Here is a 21,398-nt window from a genome sequence, read left to right as displayed (position 1 = left end):
CGTTTTTATGTGCAGCAGATCAAGCCGGCTTAGCCCCCATCAACCCCATGATCACCAGCAACAACAGCACGATCAGGCCGGCATACAGCGCACAGAAACGCAGCAGTTTGGCCGGTGCAGGGCTATCGCCCAGGGCTTGCCAGGCGGCCAGTCGACCGTTGAGCAGCAAACCAGCCAGCACCAACACGCCAAACAGCACGCTGCTAGCCAATAACCAGGTTTGCCCTAACGAGAAGCCCGCCAGGTTGACCATCCACCAGCCGCTGACCGGCAAGCTCAGGGCCAACAGGCCGAATACCGGCAGGCTGATCAGCCGAGTCCGTTTAAGCTTGCCTTGCAGCACAGCGCTATCGCCACCGCGCGCGGCCTTCCGCAGCATGAACACGTGTGCCAGCACGCCGAGCAGCAACAGCACGCCGGGGGCGCTGTGGAGGATTTTCAGCAGTTGGTAATGTTCCATCGATTCAGCTCCTGCCGATTAACCTAAAAAGAGTTTGTACGCCGGGTTGTCGCTCTCATCCCAATAGCGATAGCCAATGGCATCCAGCGCGGCGGGCAACAGATGCCGCTCGGCACTGGGTACCTGCAGGCCTGCCACTACGCGCCCATCGGCAGCGCCGTGGTTGCGGTAGTGGAACATCGAGATGTTCCAGCGCCCGCCGAGCTTCTGCAGGAAATTGAACAGTGCGCCCGGGCGCTCGGGAAATTCGAAACGCAGGACCACCTCGTCCGGCACCGCCGCAGCGTGACCGCCGACCATATGACGGATATGCAGCTTGGCCAACTCGTTATCGGTCAGGTCCAACACCGGAAAGCCCTGCTCACACAGGCCCTGTACCAGCGCTGCGCGTGGATCGTTTTCCGGATGGGTCTGCACGCCGACGAAGATATGGGCTTCGCGGTCTTGGTGATAGCGGTAGTTGAACTCGGTGATTTGCCGCTTGCCGATTGCTTCGCAGAACGCCTTAAAGCTGCCGGGCTGCTCGGGAATGGTCACGGCGATGATCGCTTCGCGCTTCTCGCCCAGCTCAGCGCGCTCAGCCACGTGGCGCAGGCGGTCGAAGTTGACGTTAGCGCCGGAGTCGATGCCGACCAGCACCTGAGCGCTGCAACCTTCACGTTCCACGTATTTCTTGATCCCGGCCACGCTCAGCGCGCCTGCGGGTTCGGTGATCGAGCGGGTATCGTCGTAGATATCCTTGATCGCTGCACAGATCTCGTCGGTGCTGACAGTGATGACTTCGTCGACATAGTCCTTGCACACCGCAAAGGTGTGCTCACCAATTTGCGCCACTGCCACGCCGTCGGCAAACAGCCCAACCTGCGGCAAGACCACCCGTTCACCGGCGGCCATGGCGGCTTGCAGGCAGTTGGAATCGTCCGGCTCAACGCCAATGATCTTGATTTCCGGGCGCAGGTATTTCACGTAGGCGGCGATACCGGCGATCAGCCCACCGCCGCCGACCGGGACGAAGATCGCATCGAGCTTACCCGGCTGCTGCCGGAGGATTTCCATGGCGACGGTGCCCTGACCAGCGATGGTGTGCGGATCGTCGTAAGGGTGGATATAGATGTAGCCCTTCTCGTCGACCAGTTTCAGCGAATAGGCCAGCGCCTCGGGGAAGCTGTCGCCGTGCAATACCACCTTGCCGCCCCGCGAGCGCACGCCCTGCACCTTGATTTCCGGGGTGGTCTTGGGCATCACGATGGTGGCTTTAACACCCAGCACCTTGGCCGCCAGCGCCAGCCCTTGGGCGTGATTGCCGGCCGAGGCCGTGACCACGCCACGCCCCTGCTCTGCAGCCGAGAGCTGGGCCAGCTTGTTATAAGCGCCGCGAATCTTGAACGAGTACACCGGCTGCAGGTCTTCACGCTTGAGCAAAATCTGATTGCCCAGACGCTCAGAAAGCTGGGGGGCAACTTGCAGCGGAGTTTCCACCGCGACGTCGTAGACGCGCGAGGTGAGGATCTTTTTAACGTACTGTTCGAGCATGGCGTGATCGCAGGCGGCTTTTCAGGGAGTCCGCGAGTCTACCCCAGCGCCGCGCCGAACGACCACACAACACATGGGTTTTCCCGCCCCCCGGCCCACTGGCCGCCCAGGCGCGCTATAATTTGCCCCTCCTAATTCCCACGCCAGGCCCCTCGATGAACCAGGATCAACTCAAGCAAGCCGTCGCCCAGGCTGCCGTCGACTTCATTCTCCCCAAGCTCGACGCCAAGAGTGTGATCGGGGTTGGCACCGGCTCCACCGCCAACTGTTTTATCGACGCCCTGGCCAAGCACAAGATGGAATTCGACGGCGCGGTGGCCAGTTCCGAAGCCACTGCCGCGCGCCTCAAGGGCCACGGCATTCCGGTGTATGAGCTGAACAGCGTCAGCGACCTGGAGTTCTATGTCGACGGTGCCGATGAAAGCGACGAACACCTCAACCTGATCAAAGGCGGCGGCGCAGCCCTGACCCGCGAGAAGATCGTTGCCGCCGTGGCGCAAACCTTTATCTGCATCGCCGACGCCAGCAAGCTGGTGCCGCTGCTCGGTGCCTTCCCACTGCCAGTGGAAGTGATCCCGATGGCGCGCAGCCATGTCGCGCGCCAGCTGGTCAAACTCGGCGGCGACCCGGTGTACCGCGAGGGCGTGCTGACCGACAACGGCAATATCATCCTCGACGTGTTCAACCTGTCGATCAGCAACCCAGCCGAGCTGGAAAGCCAGATCAACGCCATCGTCGGCGTGGTCACCAATGGCCTGTTCGCCGCACGTCCGGCCGACTTGCTGCTGCTCGGCACGGCAGAGGGTGTGCAGACACTCAAGCGCGCCTAACACCTAACACCACCGGATACGCTGGCTACGCGGAAATGGATTAAGTCGGCAGACAGTCCGCCTGCTTCGCGTCATGCTGCCGACACTGCTTAGTTATCAGGATTGTCAGGGAGTTATATGTCCGCATTCGTCTCGTCCAGCCATGATCGCCAACTGGAACTCGCCGACCTGCTGCGCGAACTGGTCGCCCAGGGCCGGACTGACCAGGACAATGCCGAACAGTGCCTGGCGATCCGCCGCAGCGCCGTCAGCAATCAGCAACATCCGCTGGAGTTTATTGCGGCGCAGCAGCTCGATGACCTCAAGCATCCGGGCAAGAAGCTCGAGCTGGAAGGCCTGACCAGCTGGCTGGCAGAACAATGCGGGCAACCCTTCTTGCGTATCGACCCGCTGAAGATCGATGTCGCCGCTATCACCCCGCTGATGTCTTACGCCTTCGCCCAACGCCACAAAATTCTCGCCGTGGCGGTGGACAACGACAGCGTGACCATCGCCAGCAGCGAGCCGTTGGTTACCAGCTGGGAAGCCAACCTGACCCATGTACTCAAGCGCCCGATCAAACGGGTGATGGCCAGTCCGACAGATATCCAGCGCTTTACTGTGGAGTTTTACCGCCTGGCCAAATCGGTCAGTGGCGCGTCGGCAGGTGACAGCAAGATCAGCGGCATCGGCAACTTCGAGCAACTGCTCAACCTCGGTGCGCAAGACCAAGAGCCCGACGCCAACGACGCGCACATCGTCAATATCGTCGACTGGTTGTTCCAGTACGCCTTCACCCAGCGCGCCAGTGACATCCATATCGAACCGCGCCGCGAACAGGGCAGCGTGCGCTTCCGCATCGACGGGGTGCTACACACCGTCTATCAATTCCCGCCCCAGGTGACCATGGCCATCGTCAGCCGCCTGAAAAGCCTCGGGAGGATGAACGTCGCGGAAAAACGCAAACCCCAGGACGGCCGGGTCAAAACCAAGATCCCGGATGGCGGCGAAGTTGAACTGCGCCTGTCGACCATGCCGACGGCCTTCGGCGAAAAGATGGTGATGCGGATTTTCGACCCGGAAGTGTTGCTGAAAAGCTTCGATCAGCTGGGTTTCTCCGCCGATGACCTGAAACGCTGGCAAGGCATGACGGCGCAGCCCAACGGCATCATCCTGGTCACCGGCCCCACCGGCTCGGGCAAGACCACCACGCTGTACACCACGCTCAAGCAGTTGGCGACTCAAGAGGTCAACGTCTGCACCATCGAGGACCCCATCGAGATGATCGAAGGGGCCTTCAACCAGATGCAGGTGCAACACAATATCGACCTGACCTTCGCCAGTGGCGTGCGCGCTCTGATGCGTCAGGACCCGGACATCATCATGGTCGGCGAAATCCGCGACCTGGAAACCGCCGAAATGGCGATCCAGGCGGCGCTGACCGGGCACTTGGTGCTGTCGACCCTGCACACCAACGACGCCCCCAGCGCCATCACCCGCCTGCTCGAGCTGGGTGTCCCGCACTACCTGCTCAAAGCCACCCTGCTCGGCGTTATGGCGCAGCGTTTGGTACGCACCCTGTGCCCGCACTGCAAAACGTCACAGGCGCTGAATGAGGACGACTGGCAGAGCCTGACCAAACCCTGGAACGCGCCGCTGCCGACTCAGGCGTGTAGCGCTGTCGGTTGCCTGGAGTGCCGCGATACCGGCTATCGCGGGCGCGCGGGTGTGTATGAAATCATGCTGATCAATGATGCGATGAAGCCGCTGATCAGCGCCGACACCGACCTGGTGGCCCTGCGCCGGCATGCGTTCAAGGAGGGCATGCGCAGCTTGCGCTTATCCGGCGCGCAGAAGGTCGCTGCGGGCCTCACCACCATCGAGGAAGTGCTGCGGGTTACCCCGCAGAGTGAACAGAAATAGTCTTAGCCGCGAGTTTCAGCTGCGTGGCAAAGGCTGCTGGTGGGCCTGGCTGCTGGCCACGCGCTGCGGTTTGCAATCCAGATAAGCCGAGCCTTGTAGCCAGCGTTGATTGGAGTGCCAGGCAAACAGAAACTGCCCGCCCTTGAGCTGATCAACCACCATCCGCGCCACCTCCGGGCGCACTGCCGGGCAACCCAGGCTACGGCCGATGCGCCCCTGGCTCTGCACCAGTCGCGGGCTGACATAGGCCGCGCCGTGAATGACGATGGCGCGCTCGCGGGCCAGGTCATTCAGCCCCGGCTCCAAGCCATCCATGCGCAGCGAATAGCCATGTTTACCACGGTAGCTTTCGGCGGTACGAAACAGACCGAGACTGCTCTGGTTACTCCCCAGGCGATTGGAGAAACTCTCGGCGAAGTTCTCCCCCGACTGACGCCCGTGGGCGACAAAGTCACGCAACACTAAGCTCTTGCGCTGCAGGTCGAAGATCCACAGGCGGCGCTCGGTGGAGGGCCGCGAATAATCGATTACCGCCAGGCGGCGAGCGGGTTCAGCACCATGATTAACCGCGCACTGCATCGCCGCCAGGGCATGCTTCAGCGCCTGCTGATTGAGCCCAGGGGCTATCCGCGCCAGCTCCCTGAGCTGGCCATCCGGCGCTGCCGCCATTGCCGATAACGGCATACAAACAAGCCAAAAGCCGATCAGGCAGAACCTGCCAATACGTCCAAACATATGGGTAAATACCTCGAGGCGCTTAGTCCTGTAACAAGATCCAGTCATGTCGAGCCTATACTGGCTACGACTAACTCGCACTGAGGCCAAGGACTGGAGCAGTAGATTGTTCAAAAAACGCACACTTTACCTGAGCGCTGCCCTGCTCACCCTGCCACTGGTCGCGAATGCCTCCACTGCGCCTTTCGCCACCGGCAGCGACCTGCGCCCAGTATTGACTCAGCTGACGCAGTACTGCAGCGCGTTAGCAACCAGCCTAGACGAGCAAGCACTGCACCTGTTGCAGGCTTTTTATGCTCAACGCGAGGGTCAACCCGCCTGGCAAAGCACTGAACTACGGCTGCAATTACGCGAACAACTGGCTCAGTTGGCCGATGACGGGCTGCAACCCAGCGACTATGTACTGCCCACCCCCACAACAGGCCAAAGCGCCGAGCAGCGCGACTGCGCAGAGCTGTTGACCAGTCACAGTTACCTGCAGGCCCTGCTGCACCTGCGGCGCGGACGTTTATTGCAACAGCACTGGGAACCTCTGTGGCATGCGCCTGGGCACACCGTTCAAGACCCGCAACAGGCAACCCTGTCGCTGGCCCTGCAGCACCTGCACACGCCGGCAGCGGCCTTTGCCAGCGCACGGCCGACCACCGTGCAATACCAGCAGCTGCGCAGCGCCTATGCGCAACAACGCCTGCAACCGCTAAGCCCATGGCCAACGCTAACCAGCGGCCCACTGCTCAAGCCTGGTAGCCAGGATGCGCGGCTGCCGGCACTGCGCGCACGCCTGCTCGCCCAAGGCTATCTGGCAGCAGAGGATGGAGCGCTGGGCGATGCCTACGATCTGGCCACCCAGGCTGCCCTGGCGGACTTCCAGCGCGACCACGGCCTCAACCCAGACGGCATTCTCGGCCCCGCCAGCCTTACTGAACTGAACATCAGCGCCCTGATGCGCCGCGAGCAACTGCGCGCCAATCTGGAGCGCCTGCGCTGGCTCGCCGATGACATGCGCAACGCCGCCGTGATGATCAATATCGCCGCGGCTGAACTGCAGGTGGTGCGCAATAACCAGGTGCTCTGGCGCACCCGCACACAGGTCGGGCGGGCCGAGCGGCAAACGCCGTTACTCGCCTCGCGCATTGCGCGACTGACCCTTAACCCGACTTGGACCGTGCCGCCCACCATCCTGCGCGAAGACAAGCTACCGGCCATTCGTGAGGACATCGGCTACCTGGAACGCCACCAAATGAGCGTGCTCGACTATGACGGCAACCTGCTCGACCCGCAGAGCATCGATTGGGACCGGCCCGGTGCGATCCTCCTGCGCCAGTCGGCTGGCAGCCACAACCCGCTTGGCCGGGTCGCGCTGCGCTTCGCCAATCCGTTCTCGGTGTACTTGCATGACACGCCCAGCCAACGACTCTTCAGCAAGGCCCCGCGCGCCTTCAGCTCCGGCTGCGTGCGGATCGAGGCCGTCGACACCTTGCTCGCCTGGCTTCTCTCGCCAGAGGAACTGGAGCATGTACAAACGCGCATCGCCAGCGGCGACACCCAGCAATACCGCCTGCAAAATCCCGCGCCACTGCTGATTGCTTACTGGACAGTCGAAGCCGGCCTCGATGGCACGCTGCGCTACTACCCGGATATCTATGCCCACGACGCCCGTTTGATCCACGCACTGGCTCAGCCTGTGCCCTGATCAACAGATGCGGCTGCTGCCTCGCGCACCTTGCAACACCATCGACAGCCGTACCCACAGCAACTGTGCTTAGATAAGCCATCAGCAAACATCACTCAACAAGGAGCTACACCACATGGAAATCGGCAGCGTCATTTTTCTGTTTGTCGGCCTCGCCGTCGCCATCGTCTTTATGGGCTTCAAAGTCGTGCCGCAGGGCTCTGAATGGACAGTCGAGCGCTTCGGCCGCTACACCAACACCCTCAAGCCGGGCCTGAACATCATCGTGCCGGTGATGGACAAGATTGGCCGCAAACTCAACGTGATGGAAAACGTGCTGGATATTCCGGCACAGGAAGTGATCACCGCCGATAACGCCACAGTAGAAATCGACGCCATTTGCTTCTTCCAGATTATCAATGCCGCCCAGGCCGCCTATGAGGTGAACAACCTCGAACACGCCATCCGTAACCTGGTGATGACCAATATCCGCACCGTGCTCGGCTCCATGGAGCTGGACGCCATGCTCGGCCAGCGCGATGCGATCAACGAAAAGCTGCTGCGCACCGTCGACGAGGCCACCGCGCCCTGGGGCATCAAGATCACCCGTATCGAGATCAAGGACATCAGCCCGCCCGCCGACCTGATGGCCGCCATGTCCGGACAGATGAAAGCCGAACGGATCAAGCGCGCGCAGATTCTCGAAGCCGAAGGCATGCGCCAAGCGGCCATCCTCACCGCCGAAGGACAAAAGCAGGGCGATATCCTCAAGGCCGAAGGCCAGCGCCAGGCGGCGTTCCTCGAAGCCGAAGCCCGCGAGCGCGCAGCTCAGGCGGAAGCGGAAGCCACACGCATGGTCTCCGATGCCATCGCCAGCGGTAACGTGCAGGCGGTCAACTACTTCGTCGCGCAGAAATACATCGAAACCCTCGGCCAGCTGGCCAGCGCCAACAACAGCAAAGTGATCCTCATGCCGCTGGAGGCCAGCCAGGTCATCGGCGCGGTGGGCGGCATTGGTGAAATCGTCAAAGCCACCTTCGGCGAGCACAAGGGTTAAGCCATGTGGGACTTCTTACAGCACCTGTCGTACTGGAACTGGCTGGCCTTCGGCACCCTGCTGCTGATTCTCGAAGTGTTTGGCGCGGGCGGTTACCTGCTGTGGATCGGCCTGGCGGCCGCCAGCGTCGGCCTGCTGACGTTTATCTTCCCCGCGCTGCCTTGGGCTGCGCAGTTCATCCTGTTCGGCCTGCTCTCGGTATTGACGGCGGTGTTCTGGTGGCAACGCCAGCGCAGCGCGGCGAAACCATCTGACCAGCCAGGGCTGAACCAGCGCGGCAGCGAACTGGTCGGCCGCACCTTCGCGCTGCATGAGCCGATCAACGGCGGGCGCGGCAAGATCAAAGCCGGCGACAGCTTATGGCTGGTGATCGGCAGCGACCTCCCGGCGGGTACGCCGGTGCGCGTAGTCGGCCAGAATGGCGTGCTGCTGCAGGTTGAAGCCGTGCAACAGGACTGACACACAGCCCTGTAAACAACAAAGCCCCGCATTGCGGGGCTTTGTTGTTTAGCGCTAAACCTTAGGCATCGCTGTCAGCGCTGGCCTTGTAGGTGGCCGCATCGAGCAGCTTGTCCAGCTCGCTGGCGTCGCTTGGCTTGAGCTTGAAGAACCAGCTGCCGTACGGATCGCTGTTGACGCTTTCCGGGCTGTCGGCCAGGCCCTCGTTGATCGCAATCACTTCACCGGAGATCGGCGCGTAGATGTCCGAAGCGGCCTTGACCGACTCCACCACACCCGCTTCTTGACCGGCATTCAGTGTTTTGCCAACGTCGGGCAGTTCGATAAACACCACATCGCCCAGTGCTTCCTGGGCGTGGTCGGAAATACCAACGGTAACGCTACCATCGGCTTCCAGACGCGCCCACTCGTGGCTAGCGGCATAACGCAGATCGGCGGGGATATTGCTCATGTGTCGTTCCTCATCTGGCATGACGGCGACCGCGCCGTCATGGAAATTTAGCAGGCCTTGGCCATACCGAAAGAAAGTCTATAAAACGAGCGATTCGTAGGGAAACGAACACGCTGCACCATCCTTGGCCAGATCAGGGCTTAAATCAGCGCTTTACCGTTACGCACAAAGGTCGGTTTTACCACGCGCACCGGGTACCACTTGCCGCGAATTTCCACCTCGGCACGCTCACTGGTCGCCGCCGGCACCCGCGCCAGGGCAATCGATTTACCCAGGGTTGGGGAAAAACTGCCGCTGGTGATCTCCCCCTCACCCACCCCTTCGACGCGTACCACCTGATGCGCACGCAGCACACCGCGCTCTTCCAGCACCAAGCCTACCAGCTTGGCACTCACGCCCTCAGCCTGCTGCTTCTGCACAGCGCGGCGACCGATAAACTCGCGGCTGGCCGGCTCCAAGGCGATGCTCCAGCCTATGTTGGCGACCAACGGGGTGACGCTCTCATCCATGTCCTGGCCATACAGATTAAGCCCGGCCTCCAGACGCAAGGTATCGCGTGCGCCAAGGCCAATGGGCGAAATACCGGCCCCCACCAAGTCATTGAGGAAGGCCACCACCTCACCGGCTGGCAAGATGATTTCCAGACCGTCTTCGCCGGTGTAACCGGTGCGGGCGATAAACCAGTCACCATCCGGCTGACCCTCGAAGGGTTTGAGGCTTTGGATCAGGCTGGCACGGGACGCGTTGACCAGCTCGGCGGTCTTGCTCCGCGCATGCGGGCCCTGAATAGCCAGCATGGCCAACTCGCTTCGCTCTTGCAGCTGCACATCAAAGCCGACGCTGTGCAGGCGCATCCAGGCCAGGTCCTTGTCACGGGTCGAGGCGTTGGCCACCACGCGGTAACCGAAGTCCATCAGGTAGACGATCAGATCATCCATCACCCCGCCCTGCTCATTGAGCATGGCGCTGTAGAGGGCCTTGCCGATGCTTTGCAGGCGCTCGATATCGTTGGCCAGCAGGTGTTGCAGGTAGGCCTTCGCCTGGCTGCCAGTGACATCCACCACGGTCATGTGCGACACATCGAAAACCCCACAATCGCGGCGCACCTCGTGGTGCTCCTCGACCTGCGAGCCATAGTGCAACGGCATGTCCCAACCGCCGAAATCAACCATCTTGGCACCCAACGCGAGGTGCAAGTCGTAGAGCGGTGTGCGCTGTCCCATAAGTCTCTCCTTGCGGGCTGGGCAGTGCAGCGGCAACCCGGCTGAAGCCCGATGAATTGGGCACAGGCGCAGGCAAAATAAGGCTGGGCCGCTGCGAATGGCGCGCATTGTAGCCGCAACGCCGAGGCCGGTCATCCCGACCCGGCGGCCGGGCGCGTTAGCCCAGGCGGCGCGCCGAACGACGGATCAGCAAAATCACCGGCAACAGGCCCACCATGACCAGGGTCAGGGCCGGCAGCGCGGCACGCGCCCACTCGCCTTCACTGGTCATTTCAAACACCCGTACCGACAGCGTGTCCCAGCCAAAGGGCCGCATCAGCAGGGTGGCAGGCATCTCCTTGAGCACATCGACGAACACCAACAACGCCGCCGACAACGCGCCCGGCACCAGCAAGGGCAGGTACACCTTGAAGAACAGCCCGACACCACCAACCCCCAGGCTACGCGAGGCCTCCGGCAGCGACGGACGAATGCGTGCCAGGCTGTTTTCCAGCGGCCCATAGGCCACCGCCATGAAGCGAATCAAGTAGGCCAGGAGCAGCGCCGAGAGGCTGCCCAGCAACACCGGCTTACCGGCGCCGCCGAACCAGCTGGACAACGGGATCACCAGTTCGCGATCCAGGTAACTGAACGCCAGCATGATCGCCACCGCCAGCATCGAACCGGGCAAGGCGTAGCCGAGGTTGGCCAAACCAACGGTTGAGCGCATCAGCCGGGTTGGTGCCAGGCGACGGGCAAAGGCCAGCAGCAGCGCCACGCTGACGGTGATCAATGCCGCGAGTGCGCCTAGATAGAGGGTATGCAGGATCAACGCGCTGTAACGTTCATCCAGATCGAAACGCCCGCGCTGCCAGAACCACACCAGCAACTGCAGCACCGGAATAACGAAGCCGCAGGCGAACACCAAACCGCACCAGGCGCTGGCCGCAAAGGCCTTGCCACCGCGCAGGTGATACAGCGCCTTGCCGCGTGGCCGCTCATTCACCGGGCGTACCGCACCACGGGCGCGGCGCTCGCCATACAGCACCAGCATCACCGCCAGCAGCAGCAGGCTGGCCAGTTGGGTGGCGCTGGTCAGGCTGTAAAAGCCGTACCAGGTCTTGTAGATAGCGGTGGTAAAGGTGTCGAAATTGAACACCGAGACCGCTCCGAAATCCGCCAGGGTTTCCATGATTGACAATGCCAGGCCCGCGCCAATGGCGGGACGCGCCATCGGCAGAGCAACGCGCCAGAAGGCTCGCCAGGGGCTCAATCCAAGCACCCGCGCAGCTTCCATCAAGCCCTTGCCCTGAGCCAGGAAGGCATTACGCGCCAACAGGTAAACGTAGGGATAGAACACCAGCACCAGGACGATGATCACCCCGCCAGTGGAGCGCACTCGGGGGAAGCGCACGCCACTGCCGAACCACTCACGCAGCAGGCTTTGCAGCGGCCCGGAGAAATCCAGTAAGCCGACAAACACAAACGCCAATACATAAGCAGGAATGGCAAACGGCAGCATCAGCGCCCAATCCAGCCAGCGCCGCCCGGGAAACTCGCACAGGCTGGTGAGCCAAGCCAGGCTGACCCCCAGCAACGTCACCCCAACGGCAACGCCCATCACCAGCATCAGGGTATTGCCGAGCAAGCGCGGCAGCTGGGTTTGCCACAGGTGCGCCCAGATTTTCTGGTCGATTTCATGCCAGCTGAACAGCAGCACGCTCAATGGCAACAGCACCAGCAAGGCAACGGCAAAGGCGATGGGGTACCAGCGACGCTGGGCGGGATGGGCCACGCAAAATCCTCGAAACAGTTTGTTCGGCAGCGGAAACACAACGCCCCGGACTAAGCCGGGGCGTCGAGTATAACGGCAGACGTCGGGTGGATTGCGCGGCCTAGCTCCGGAGGATGGGGTGAGCGCAGCGCTGCCCATCGATCCGATCGCGCTGGGTATCGACGCTTTGCGTCTCAACCCATCCTCCGCGTGGCAATCAGTTCCAGCCGGCGCGATCCATCAGCATGATGGCTTCGGCCTGGCGCTTGCCGGCCACTTCAACCGGGATAGAGTCGGCCTTGAAGCTGCCCCAAGCCTGCACTTCCTTGGAAGCCGGCACCTTCGGGTTAGCCGGGAACTCCTGATTGAGACCGGCGAACAGGGCCTGAGCCTCTTCGGTGGTCATCCACTCCAGCAGTTTCTGCGCCGCGTCGGCATGCGGTGCATGCTTGGTCACGCCGGCACCGGCCAGATTGACGTGTACACCACGGTCATTCTGGTTCGGCCAGTACGGCTTCACTTTCAGGTCCGGCTGCTGCTGGTGCAGGCGGCCGTAGTAATAGGTGTTGGTGATGCCGACATCACACTGACCGGCGTCGATGGCCTGCAGCAGCGCGGTGTCGTCGGCGAAGACATCAGTGGCGAGGTTATTGACCCAGCCCTTGATGATGTCTTCGGTCTTGCCCGCGCCGTGGGTTTCGATCAGGGTGGCGGTCAGCGACTGGTTGTAGACCTTCTTGCTGGTACGCAGGCACAGGCGGCCTTCCCAGTTTTTGTCGGCCAGGGCTTCGTAAGTCGACAGCTCGCTCGGCTGAACCCGCTCGGTGGAATAGAAAATCGTCCGCGCACGCAGCGACAGGCCGGTCCAGCTATCGGTGCTGGAACGGTACTGCGCAGGGATGTTGGCATCGATCACTGCGGACTTCAGCGGCTTGAGCACGCCCTGCTGCTCGGCCTGCCAAAGATTGCCGGCATCCACGGTGATCAGCATATCGGCCGGGGTGTTTTCCCCTTCGGCCTGCAGGCGCGCCAGCAGTGGCGCTTCCTTATCGGTAATGAACTTCACCGCGACACCGGTCTTGGCGGTGTAGGCATCGAAAACCGGCTTGATCAGCTCGTCGATACGCGAGGAGTAAACCACCACTTCATCGGCGGCCTGTACGGTGCCGGCCAGCGCCGTGAGAGAGAGTGCGGCGAATAAACGCTTGCTTACCTGCATGGAGACTGCCTCTTGGTATAGACGAGTTGAGTTACCAAATAGTAGTGAATGGCATTTAGTTTCTCAACTCGTTATCCGCTTAAACCTGTAACAAGCGCCTTCAATTTCTCATCAGATCAGGCCAGGCAGAGGCAGGCAGAACCTCAGGCTACCGCCTGCTGTGCGGCCAATGCTTTGGCCTGCTCACGCAGGACAAATTTCTGCACCTTGCCGGTGCTGGTTTTCGGCAAATCACTGAACACCACACAACCTGGCACCTTGAAGCGCGCCAAACGCTGCTGACAAAAGCTGATCAGCTCCTCGGACGTCAGCTCGGCTCCCGGCTTGAGGGTGACGAAGGCGCAGGGTGTTTCGCCCCATTTGACGTGAGCCATGGCCACCACCGCCGCCTCAAGAATCAGCGGATGGCGGTACAGCACATCTTCCACTTCGATGGAGGAAATGTTCTCGCCGCCGGAAATGATGATGTCCTTGGAGCGATCCTTGATCTCCACATAGCCATCGGCATGCCACACCGCCAGGTCGCCGGAGTGAAACCAGCCACCGGCAAAGGCCTCGGCGGTGGCTGTGGGGTTCTTCAGGTAGCCCTTCATCACCACGTTACCGCGCATCATGATTTCACCAATGCTCTGCCCATCCTTCGGCACTGGCTGCAAGGTGTCAGGGTCCGCCACCATCAGGCCGTCGAGCAAAGGCGCACGCACACCCTGGCGGGACTTCAGGCGAGCGCGCTGCTCCGGGGTTTCGCTGTCCCACTCGCTTTTCCATTCACAGGCCACGCTGGGGCCGTAGGTTTCGGTCAGGCCGTAAACGTGGGTGACGCGAAATTCCAGCGCCTCCATGGCCTCGATCACCGCCGCCGGCGGCGCCGCTCCGGCGGTGAGTACCTTGACCGGCTGGGTTTTCAGCGCCTTCAACTCATCACCGGCGTTGGCCAGCATGTTCAGCACGATGGGCGCGCCACAGAAATGATCGACGCCATGCTCGGCGATCGCCGGATAAATCGCCTCGGCGCGGACATGGCGCAGGCATACGTTCACCCCAACATAAGCGGCCAGCGCCCAGGGGAAACACCAACCATTGCAGTGGAACATCGGCAGCGTCCACAGGTACACCGGGAAGCGACTCATGTCCCAGCACATGGCATTGGACAGCGCATTCAGATGCGCGCCGCGGTGGTGATACACCACGCCCTTGGGGTTGCCGGTGGTGCCGGAGGTGTAGTTGAGGGAGATCGCCTGCCATTCGTCTGCCGGCAACTGCCAGGCGTAATCGGCGTCGCCTTCGGCCAGTAGTGCCTCGTAATCCAGTTGGCCGATCAGCAAGCCGCCTGCATATTCCGGGTCGTCGATGCCGATCACCAGAGGTGGCTGCGGCAAGTGCCCGACCACGCGCTGAGCCAACTCGCCGAACTCCTTATCCACCAGCAACACCTTGGCCTCGCCGTGTTGCAGGATAAAGGCAATGGCTTCGGCATCCAGACGGGTGTTGATGGCATTCAGCACCGCGCCACACATCGGCACACCAAAGTGCGCCTCGAACATCGCCGGGCCGTTGGGCGCGATCACCGCGACGGTATCGCCCAGGCTAATGCCGCGCTGGGCCAGGGCCGAGGCCAAACGAATACTCCGGCTGTAGGTTTCACCCCAGGTCTGACGCTGGCTGCCATTGATCAGCGCCAGGCGCTGCGGATAAACACTGGCGGCGCGCTCAAGAAAGCTCAATGGGCTGAGCGCTTGAAAATTCGCCGCATCGCGCGGCATGCCGTATTCGTAAGGATTGACGCTGTGCATTGTTATTCTCCAGCAGGACCTTGGACTGCAGAAACCATAGCAGCGGTAGGGTTTTAGTGATGTTCTACCTTGGTCGAAACCGTGACTCACAGGTCAGCAACCACGTCAGCATAGGCATCTGCACAGCCATGCTGAGCGCCTGAACGAAGCGGAACACCCGCCGCAGGGCGCCCCAGCAACCAGGACAAGCTGCCATCGCTTCATCTGCGCTTGTCCGGCGTTATCTTTTCAAGGAGTTATCGAGTGACCTCACGCTTACCTGTGATCGTTGGTTTTGGTGGCTATAACGCAGCCGGGCGTAGCTCCTTCCATCATGGTTTCCGCCGCACGGTGCTGGAATCCATGGACACTCCAGCACGCCAGCAGACCCTCGCGGGCCTGGCGGTGATGATGAAACTGGTCAAGGTGGTTAATGGCGACTACCAGGACGAGCAGGGCAACAGCCTCAGCCTGGCCGACATCGACAGCCGCTTCGCCGAGCAGATCATCGCCTCGACGCTGGTGCGACGCATCGAGAAACAGCACCTCGACCCCGACGCCGCGCACTGGCAGAAGACCATCGACATCAGCGCCACTGCCGGCCAGCCGCTGAGCTTTATCACCCTGCGCAAGCACCTACCGGACCCACTGCCGTCGGACTGGGCGGTGGACGAATTGAACGCCACCGAAGTGCTGGTCACCCTGCATGACAACTGCGAGTTCAAGGTCGACAGCTACCGCGCCCTGCCGGTGAAATCCGCCGGGCAATTGCCCACGGGTTTCGAGCCGAGCGAGCTGTACAACGCACGCTTCCACCCGCGCGGCCTGGCCATGACCATAGTCGGCGTCACCGATGCCCTGCGCGCCACCGGCATCGACTGGCAAACCATCATGCAGCACGTGGCCCCCGACGAAGTCGCGGTCTTCTCCAGCTGCATCATGAGCCAGCTCGACGAAAACGGCTTCGGCGGCCTAATGCAGTCCCGCCTCAAGGGCGGCCGCGTCACCGCCAAACAGCTGGCCCTGGGCCTCAACACCATGTCGGCGGACTTTATTAATGCCTACGTGCTCGGCAGTGTCGGCACCACCGGCAGCATCACCGGGGCCTGCGCCAGCTTCCTCTACAACCTGCAAAAAGGCATCGAACAGATCGCCAGCGGCAAAGCGCGGGTGGTGATCGTCGGCAGCAGCGAAGCGCCGATCAACCAGGAGTGCATCGAGGGCTACGGCGCCATGGGCGCGCTGGCCACCGAGGATGGCCTACGGCAGATCCAGGGCAGCGATGACGTGGACTTCCGCCGTGCCAGCCGCCCGTTCGGTGAGAACTGCGGCTTCACCCTGGCCGAAGCCTGCCAGTTCGTGGTGCTGATGGATGATGAGCTGGCGCTGCAACTGGGCGCAGACATTCACGGCGCGGTGCCGGATGTGTTTATCAATGCCGACGGCTTCAAGAAATCCATTTCCGCCCCCGGCCCCGGCAACTACCTGACGGTGGCCAAGGCCGTGGCCAGCGCCGTGCAACTGCTGGGGATCGAAGCTGTACGTGAGCGCAGCTTCGTCCACGCCCACGGCTCCAGCACCCCGGCCAACCGGGTGACCGAGTCGGTGATTCTCGACCAGATCGCCAGCACCTTCGCCATCGAGCAGTGGCCCGTGACGGCGGTTAAAGCCTTTGTTGGTCACTCGTTGGCCGCGGCCAGTGGCGACCAAGTCATCTCTGCTTTAGGCAGTTTCAAGTACGGCATTATCCCCGGCATCAAGACCATCGATAAGGTGGCGGATGACGTGCACCAGCAGCACCTGAGCTTCGCCACCGCTGACCGCACGCGTGCAGCTGAGCAACTGGATGTGTGCTTTATCAACTCCAAGGGCTTTGGCGGCAATAACGCCAGCGCCCTGCTGCTGGCCCCGCATGTGGCCGAGCGCATGCTACGCAAGCGCCATGGCGAAGCGGCGTTTGCCGCCTACCTGCAGCGCCGCGAAGCGACCCGCGCCGCCGCCCAGGCTTACGACGCGCAAGCCCTGCTGGGGCAATTGGGGATCATCTATAACTTCGGTAACGACCTGATCGACGAGCAGCAGATCAGCATCAGCGCCGAGCAGATCAAGGTGCCGGGCTTTGCCCAGCCGCTGGTGTTCAAGAAGGATGCGCGTTACGGCGATATGCTCGACTGAGCCGCAATGATGGGTTACGCCGCGTCGCGGCTAACCCATCCTACAGTTTTGCGTTGCCGGTTTAATCCAGCGCCCGAGCCAGCTGGATCAGCTCTTCACGCCACTCAGCGGCCGCCGGTAGCGCGAGAAAGTACGGATTAAGCAACGACTCCCGCGCTTCATAGGTCAGCGCCTCGCCTTGCAGCGTCAGCACCTCGCCCCCCGCACCTTCCAGTACGCCCTGAGCCGCAGCAGTATCCCACTGCGAGGTCGGCGCCAGGCGGGGATAACAGTCGGCATTGCCCTCGGCGAGCAGGCAGAATTTCAGCGAGCTGCCGACGCTGGCCAATTGCAGGTCGCCAAAACGCTCACTCAAGCCGGCCAGCAAGGCCTCTTGCGCGGGGCTGGAATGGCGGCGACTGGCGACCAGGGTAAAGGCTTCCTGCGGGGCCAAGCGCACACTGATCGAGGCCTGCACAGCGCCCGCACTGTCACGCCAGGCACCCAGGCCAGCGCCGCCGTAATAACACAGGCCAGTGGCGGGAATGCCAACCACGCCAAACACCACCCGACCGTGCTCAATCAGCGCCACATTGACGGTGAACTCCTCGCTACCGGCGATAAATTCCTTGGTGCCGTCCAGCGGATCGACCAGCCACCAGGAACTCCACTGCGCGCGCTCGCTCAGGGCAATGTCAGCCGCCTCCTCGGACAGCACCGGGATATGCGGGGCGAGGGCCAGCAGGCCATCGTTAAGGATATGGTGCGCGGCCAGATCGGCGGCGGTCACCGGCGAGGCGTCGGCTTTCTCATTGACCGTCACATTGGCACGCCAGTGAGGCAGGGTCGCGGCACCGGCCTGGCGCACCAGTTCGATCACCGCCGGAATCAGGGGATGGCTCACGGCTGGAACTCTCCACGTTGCGTTAGTAGGTCGCGGACCAGATACAGCGCCGCCAGGGCACGGCCCTCGGTGAACTGCGGCTGCTGAATCAGGCTGCTCAGCTCGCGCAGGTTGGTTTTATCGACGCGCATCGGCTCTGGTTCGTCGCCGGGCAGGCGCTCCTCATAGAGGTTCTGAGCCAGCACCACCTGAATCTTCTGGCTCATATAACCGGGCGACAGGCTCAACTCGGTGAGAAGCTCCAGATGCCGCGCGCCGAAACCGGCTTCCTCCTTAAGCTCACGATTGGCCGCGTCCAGCACGTCTTCACCCGGCTCAATCAGGCCCTTGGGCAGCGACAGCTGATAGTCATCGGTGCCGCCGCAATACTCCTCGACCAGCAGGGCATGTTCGGCATCCACCATCGCCACGATCATTACCGCGCCATAGCCCGAACCCTTGCCCACCAACCGCTCGTAGGTGCGCTCCACGCCATTGCTGAAGCGCAGCTGCAGCTCCTCAACACGAAACAGGCGGCTGCTGGCGACGATTTCGCGAGCGAGTACGGTGGGCTTCTGACGCATGGGATAGCTCCTGGGCAGGACGTAGCGGGTTATCATAACGCGCCTTTTCCTATTATCCGCGGAGGAGATTGCGCGATCTCGACGTCAACGGCGCAAATCGCCCTTTCCTGCGCATCAGACCGAAGAGCCCGCATGCCCGCCTTGCCCTGGAACGCCATCGACACCGTCCTGCTGGATATGGACGGCACCCTGCTCGACCTGCACTTCGACAACCACTTCTGGTTGCAGCATCTGCCGCAGCGCTATGCCGAACACCACGGCATCAGCCGCGCCCTGGCCGACGCCGAACTGCTGCCGTTATTCCGTGAGCACGCCGGCACCCTCAACTGGTATTGCACGGACTTCTGGAGCCGCGAGCTAGACCTGTCGATCCGCGAGCTCAAGCGTGAAGTGGCGCACCTGATCGCCCTGCGCCCGGATGCCGACAGCTTTATCAGCGCCCTGCGCGACGCCGGCAAGCAGGTGGTGCTGATCACCAACGCGCACCGCGACTCGCTGTCGTTGAAGCTGGAGCGTATCGAGCTGGCACCCTATTTCGACCGGCTGATCAGCTCCCACGACTATGGCTTCCCCAAGGAAGACCAACAGTTCTGGCACGCCCTGCAGCAGGATTGCCCGTTCACCCCGGCACGCAGCCTGTTTATCGATGATAGCTTGCCGATTCTGCGCAGCGCCGGGCGCTTTGGCGTCGGCCACCTGCTGGCCGTGCGTCAACCCGACAGCCAGGCTGCGCCGAAGGACACCGAAGAGTTTGCCGCCGTCGAAGATTACCGCGCACTGTTGCAGGGTTTGTAGTGACCGGCGGGCGCCCGCACTCCGCCTGCTAGAATCGCTGCCAAACAGGCCCTTAAGGACGCATCGTGGATATCAAACAGCTGAAATTCCTGATCGCCCTGGATGAGACCCGTCACTTCGGCCAGGCTGCCGCGCGCTGCCATATCACCCAGCCAACCCTGTCGATGCGCCTGCGCCAGCTGGAGGACGAACTGGGTCTGGAGCTGGTGCATCGCGGCCAGCGCTTCGAAGGTTTCAGCGCCGAAGGCGAGCGCATTCTGGCCTGGGCGCGCAGCCTGATGGCCGCGCATGACGGCCTGTATGCCGAAGCGGCGGCCTGTCGTGGGCAACTGGTCGGCACCTTACGTCTCGGCGTAGTGCCGCTGGCCGGGTTTGACCCGATGCGCCTGGTGCAGTTCTTCGCCGAGCAGCATGCCGGGCTGCGCTTTCAGTTGTTTGCCCTGAGCAGTGAGCAGGTTCTTGAGCGGCTGGGGCGTAACCAGCTCGACCTTGGCCTGTCTTACCTCGACCGCCTGGACCGTGAACACTTCGACAGCCTGGAGTTGGCCGAGACGCGTATGGGCCTGCTGTATGACCGCCGGCATTTCCAGTTCACCCGCACCGCCCTGCGCTGGGAAAGCCTGATTGAGTTACCCCTCGGCCTGCTTTCGGCGGGCATGCATTTTCGCCAATCGATCGACCACAGCTTCCGCTCGCGCGGCCTGACGCCCAGCCCACGGCTGGAAACCGATGCCGTGCATCAACTGCTGCAAGCCGTCAGCGCCGGGCTGTGTTGCGCGATCATGCCGCTCAATAGCGGCCTGGCGGAATTCACCGAACACTTGGCGCTGACGCCCATCGAGGACGCTCACACCCTCGCCCCGCTGGGGCTGATTATGCGCCGCAGCGCCCCCCGCTCCGCGTTAGCCGATGCCTGCTTCGCCGAAGCACAGCGACTTTTTCAGCCAGAATCACGCTAAGAAGCCCGCGCCAGCGCCTCGATAGAGCGCATCGATCAGTACATCAGCAACAGCGATTAGACGCCCTGATTGCAGCGGCCTAGGCTGAGGTTTACTTCCGTCGCCGGGAAACCATGCCCATGCCACGCCATGCCCCGCTCAGCGTCAACGCCCAGGCACCCGCGCTGCTGCCTGCACCGACCTACAACTATGTCGAACTCGCGGTGGAGCAGCAGGAAGGCGCTGCCGCTCTGGCACAAGAGTGCGCCCTGGCCATCAGCTATAACGGCCTTAGTCACAGCGTGATGATGGTATCGCCCAGCGATCTGGAAGACTTTATCTATGGGTTTAGCCTCAGCGCCGGCCTGATCGACTCAATCGATGACATCTACGACATCAGCCTCCACGCGCATGACCACGCCATCAGCGCCGAAGTGCAGGTCAGCAACCGCGCCTTTTGGGCGCTCAAGCAGCAACGCCGGACCCTGGCCGGCACCAGCGGCTGCGGCCTGTGCGGGGTCGAAGCCCTGGAGCAGGCGTTGCCGCAACTGCGCAGTCTGGCGCCCAGCCCACTGCCTGCGCCGGCTCACCTGCAGGGGCTACGCCAGCGCATGCAAACCGTACAAACCCTGGCCCGTCACAGCGGTGCCGTCCACGCCGCCTTGTTTGTCGACGACCAGGGGCAGATCCGTCATTGCCGCGAAGACATCGGCCGGCACAACGCCCTGGATAAATTACTCGGCACCCTGCACCGCGAGGGTGAGAACTTGCGTCAGGGCTTTGCCGTAGTCACCAGTCGTTGCAGCCTGGAGCTGATCCACAAAGCCCTGCGCGCTGGCATTGGCACTCTGGTCAGCCTGTCCGCACCGACCAGCCTGAGCGTGCAATGGGCGCGCCGGCACAACCTCAACCTGATCCATATTCCCCAGCAGAGCGCACCGCGGGTTTACAGCCCTGCCGCGCCCGGAGCGAAGTAAG

The 21,398-nt window shown here is 62.3% G+C and carries 19 protein-coding genes; 9 read left to right on the top strand and 10 right to left on the bottom strand.

What is annotated here, in order from left to right; all coding sequences use genetic code 11:
- Window positions 1–19 precede the first annotated feature (19 nt).
- Window positions 20–460: a DUF2269 family protein gene (locus Q0V31_RS07300; RefSeq protein ID WP_298186254.1), complete on the bottom strand. Its 441-nt coding sequence runs from the start codon at window positions 458–460 to the stop codon at window positions 20–22.
- Between the two features lie 18 nt (window positions 461–478).
- On the bottom strand, window positions 479–1,993 hold the full coding sequence (gene ilvA / locus Q0V31_RS07295) for a threonine ammonia-lyase, biosynthetic (RefSeq protein WP_298186251.1): 1,515 nt from the start codon (window positions 1,991–1,993) through the stop codon (window positions 479–481).
- 155 nt (window positions 1,994–2,148) lie between these two features.
- On the opposite strand from ilvA, the gene rpiA reads away from it, so the two are divergent.
- Window positions 2,149–2,823 carry a ribose-5-phosphate isomerase RpiA gene (gene rpiA, locus Q0V31_RS07290; RefSeq protein WP_298186248.1) on the top strand — a complete coding sequence of 225 codons (675 nt, stop codon included), beginning with the start codon at window positions 2,149–2,151 and terminating at the stop codon, window positions 2,821–2,823.
- Between the two features lie 117 nt (window positions 2,824–2,940).
- Complete coding sequence (locus Q0V31_RS07285) at window positions 2,941–4,725, top strand: GspE/PulE family protein (protein ID WP_298186246.1); 1,785 nt, start codon at window positions 2,941–2,943, stop codon at window positions 4,723–4,725.
- A gap of 15 nt (window positions 4,726–4,740) precedes the next feature.
- Here the strand turns inward: Q0V31_RS07285 and Q0V31_RS07280 are convergent, their stop codons facing one another.
- The gene (locus Q0V31_RS07280) at window positions 4,741–5,409 is read right to left on the bottom strand and encodes a murein L,D-transpeptidase catalytic domain family protein (RefSeq protein ID WP_298186243.1); all 669 of its coding nucleotides are present in this window, start codon (window positions 5,407–5,409) and stop codon (window positions 4,741–4,743) included.
- 97 nt (window positions 5,410–5,506) lie between these two features.
- Here Q0V31_RS07280 and Q0V31_RS07275 point away from each other — a divergent pair, with 97 nt between their 5' ends.
- The 3 genes from Q0V31_RS07275 to Q0V31_RS07265 all read left to right on the top strand — a co-directional run bounded on the left by Q0V31_RS07275 (window position 5,507) and on the right by Q0V31_RS07265 (window position 8,648).
- Window positions 5,507–7,153: a L,D-transpeptidase family protein gene (locus Q0V31_RS07275; protein ID WP_298186241.1), complete on the top strand. Its 1,647-nt coding sequence runs from the start codon at window positions 5,507–5,509 to the stop codon at window positions 7,151–7,153.
- A 115-nt stretch (window positions 7,154–7,268) separates the two neighbouring features.
- On the top strand, window positions 7,269–8,189 hold the full coding sequence (locus tag Q0V31_RS07270) for an SPFH domain-containing protein (RefSeq protein ID WP_298186238.1): 921 nt from the start codon (window positions 7,269–7,271) through the stop codon (window positions 8,187–8,189).
- 3 nt (window positions 8,190–8,192) lie between these two features.
- Window positions 8,193–8,648 (top strand): NfeD family protein, encoded by a 456-nt coding sequence (locus tag Q0V31_RS07265; protein WP_298186236.1) that lies wholly within the window; start codon window positions 8,193–8,195, stop codon window positions 8,646–8,648.
- Between the two features lie 61 nt (window positions 8,649–8,709).
- Here Q0V31_RS07265 and gcvH read toward each other — a convergent pair whose 3' ends face one another.
- The 5 genes from gcvH to Q0V31_RS07240 form a co-directional block, all read right to left on the bottom strand.
- On the bottom strand, window positions 8,710–9,099 hold the full coding sequence (gene gcvH, locus Q0V31_RS07260) for a glycine cleavage system protein GcvH (RefSeq protein WP_298186232.1): 390 nt from the start codon (window positions 9,097–9,099) through the stop codon (window positions 8,710–8,712).
- Window positions 9,100–9,239: 140 nt separating this feature from the next.
- Window positions 9,240–10,322 carry a glycine cleavage system aminomethyltransferase GcvT gene (gene gcvT, locus Q0V31_RS07255; RefSeq protein ID WP_298186230.1) on the bottom strand — a complete coding sequence of 361 codons (1,083 nt, stop codon included), beginning with the start codon at window positions 10,320–10,322 and terminating at the stop codon, window positions 9,240–9,242.
- Between the two features lie 157 nt (window positions 10,323–10,479).
- Window positions 10,480–12,096, bottom strand: a complete 1,617-nt coding sequence (locus Q0V31_RS07250; RefSeq protein ID WP_298186227.1) for an iron ABC transporter permease — start codon at window positions 12,094–12,096, stop codon at window positions 10,480–10,482.
- Between the two features lie 196 nt (window positions 12,097–12,292).
- On the bottom strand, window positions 12,293–13,294 hold the full coding sequence (locus tag Q0V31_RS07245) for an extracellular solute-binding protein (protein ID WP_298186224.1): 1,002 nt from the start codon (window positions 13,292–13,294) through the stop codon (window positions 12,293–12,295).
- Between the two features lie 143 nt (window positions 13,295–13,437).
- A complete protein-coding gene (locus Q0V31_RS07240) occupies window positions 13,438–15,087 on the bottom strand; it encodes an acyl-CoA synthetase (RefSeq protein ID WP_298186222.1) in 1,650 nt (549 codons plus the stop codon).
- Between the two features lie 243 nt (window positions 15,088–15,330).
- Here Q0V31_RS07240 and Q0V31_RS07235 point away from each other — a divergent pair, with 243 nt between their 5' ends.
- Window positions 15,331–17,241 (top strand): beta-ketoacyl synthase, encoded by a 1,911-nt coding sequence (locus tag Q0V31_RS07235; protein ID WP_298186219.1) that lies wholly within the window; start codon window positions 15,331–15,333, stop codon window positions 17,239–17,241.
- Between the two features lie 61 nt (window positions 17,242–17,302).
- On the opposite strand, the gene cysQ is transcribed toward Q0V31_RS07235, so the two are convergent.
- Complete coding sequence (gene cysQ / locus Q0V31_RS07230) at window positions 17,303–18,124, bottom strand: 3'(2'),5'-bisphosphate nucleotidase CysQ (protein ID WP_298186217.1); 822 nt, start codon at window positions 18,122–18,124, stop codon at window positions 17,303–17,305.
- A complete protein-coding gene (gene nudE / locus Q0V31_RS07225) occupies window positions 18,121–18,687 on the bottom strand; it encodes an ADP compounds hydrolase NudE (RefSeq protein ID WP_298186214.1) in 567 nt (188 codons plus the stop codon). Before nudE ends, cysQ begins: the two co-directional genes overlap by 4 nt.
- Window positions 18,688–18,819: 132 nt before the next feature.
- Here nudE and yrfG point away from each other — a divergent pair, with 132 nt between their 5' ends.
- The 3 genes from yrfG to fdhD all read left to right on the top strand — a co-directional run bounded on the left by yrfG (window position 18,820) and on the right by fdhD (window position 21,397).
- Window positions 18,820–19,482, top strand: coding sequence for a GMP/IMP nucleotidase (gene yrfG, locus Q0V31_RS07220; RefSeq protein WP_298186212.1), 663 nt, complete (start codon window positions 18,820–18,822; stop codon window positions 19,480–19,482).
- Window positions 19,483–19,547: 65 nt separating this feature from the next.
- Window positions 19,548–20,441 carry a LysR family transcriptional regulator gene (locus tag Q0V31_RS07215; protein ID WP_298186209.1) on the top strand — a complete coding sequence of 298 codons (894 nt, stop codon included), beginning with the start codon at window positions 19,548–19,550 and terminating at the stop codon, window positions 20,439–20,441.
- 113 nt (window positions 20,442–20,554) lie between these two features.
- A complete protein-coding gene (gene fdhD, locus Q0V31_RS07210; protein WP_298186206.1) occupies window positions 20,555–21,397 on the top strand; it encodes a formate dehydrogenase accessory sulfurtransferase FdhD in 843 nt (280 codons plus the stop codon).
- Window position 21,398: the final 1 nt, after the last annotated feature.

It is taken from the genome of uncultured Pseudomonas sp. (genome assembly GCF_943846705.1).
Lineage (GTDB): Bacteria > Pseudomonadota > Gammaproteobacteria > Pseudomonadales > Pseudomonadaceae > Aquipseudomonas.
The sequence above is the reverse complement of the archived record's forward strand: the minus strand, read 5'-3'. Positions and strand labels throughout refer to the sequence as shown.

Bases quoted from the DNA above. Each gene is read 5' to 3' on its own strand.
- Q0V31_RS07300 (WP_298186254.1), bottom strand. From the start codon at position 460: ATGGAACATTACCAACTGCTGAAAATCCTCCACAGCGCCCCCGGCGTG.
- ilvA (WP_298186251.1), bottom strand. From the start codon at position 1,993: ATGCTCGAACAGTACGTTAAAAAGATCCTCACCTCGCGCGTCTACGAC.
- rpiA (WP_298186248.1), top strand. From the start codon at position 2,149: ATGAACCAGGATCAACTCAAGCAAGCCGTCGCCCAGGCTGCCGTCGAC.
- Q0V31_RS07285 (WP_298186246.1), top strand. From the start codon at position 2,941: ATGTCCGCATTCGTCTCGTCCAGCCATGATCGCCAACTGGAACTCGCC.
- Q0V31_RS07280 (WP_298186243.1), bottom strand. From the start codon at position 5,409: ATGCCGTTATCGGCAATGGCGGCAGCGCCGGATGGCCAGCTCAGGGAG.
- Q0V31_RS07275 (WP_298186241.1), top strand. From the start codon at position 5,507: ATGTCGAGCCTATACTGGCTACGACTAACTCGCACTGAGGCCAAGGAC.
- Q0V31_RS07270 (WP_298186238.1), top strand. From the start codon at position 7,269: ATGGAAATCGGCAGCGTCATTTTTCTGTTTGTCGGCCTCGCCGTCGCC.
- Q0V31_RS07265 (WP_298186236.1), top strand. From the start codon at position 8,193: ATGTGGGACTTCTTACAGCACCTGTCGTACTGGAACTGGCTGGCCTTC.
- gcvH (WP_298186232.1), bottom strand. From the start codon at position 9,099: ATGAGCAATATCCCCGCCGATCTGCGTTATGCCGCTAGCCACGAGTGG.
- gcvT (WP_298186230.1), bottom strand. From the start codon at position 10,322: ATGGGACAGCGCACACCGCTCTACGACTTGCACCTCGCGTTGGGTGCC.
- Q0V31_RS07245 (WP_298186224.1), bottom strand. From the start codon at position 13,294: ATGCAGGTAAGCAAGCGTTTATTCGCCGCACTCTCTCTCACGGCGCTG.
- Q0V31_RS07240 (WP_298186222.1), bottom strand. From the start codon at position 15,087: ATGCACAGCGTCAATCCTTACGAATACGGCATGCCGCGCGATGCGGCG.
- nudE (WP_298186214.1), bottom strand. From the start codon at position 18,687: ATGCGTCAGAAGCCCACCGTACTCGCTCGCGAAATCGTCGCCAGCAGC.
- yrfG (WP_298186212.1), top strand. From the start codon at position 18,820: ATGCCCGCCTTGCCCTGGAACGCCATCGACACCGTCCTGCTGGATATG.
- fdhD (WP_298186206.1), top strand. From the start codon at position 20,555: ATGCCCATGCCACGCCATGCCCCGCTCAGCGTCAACGCCCAGGCACCC.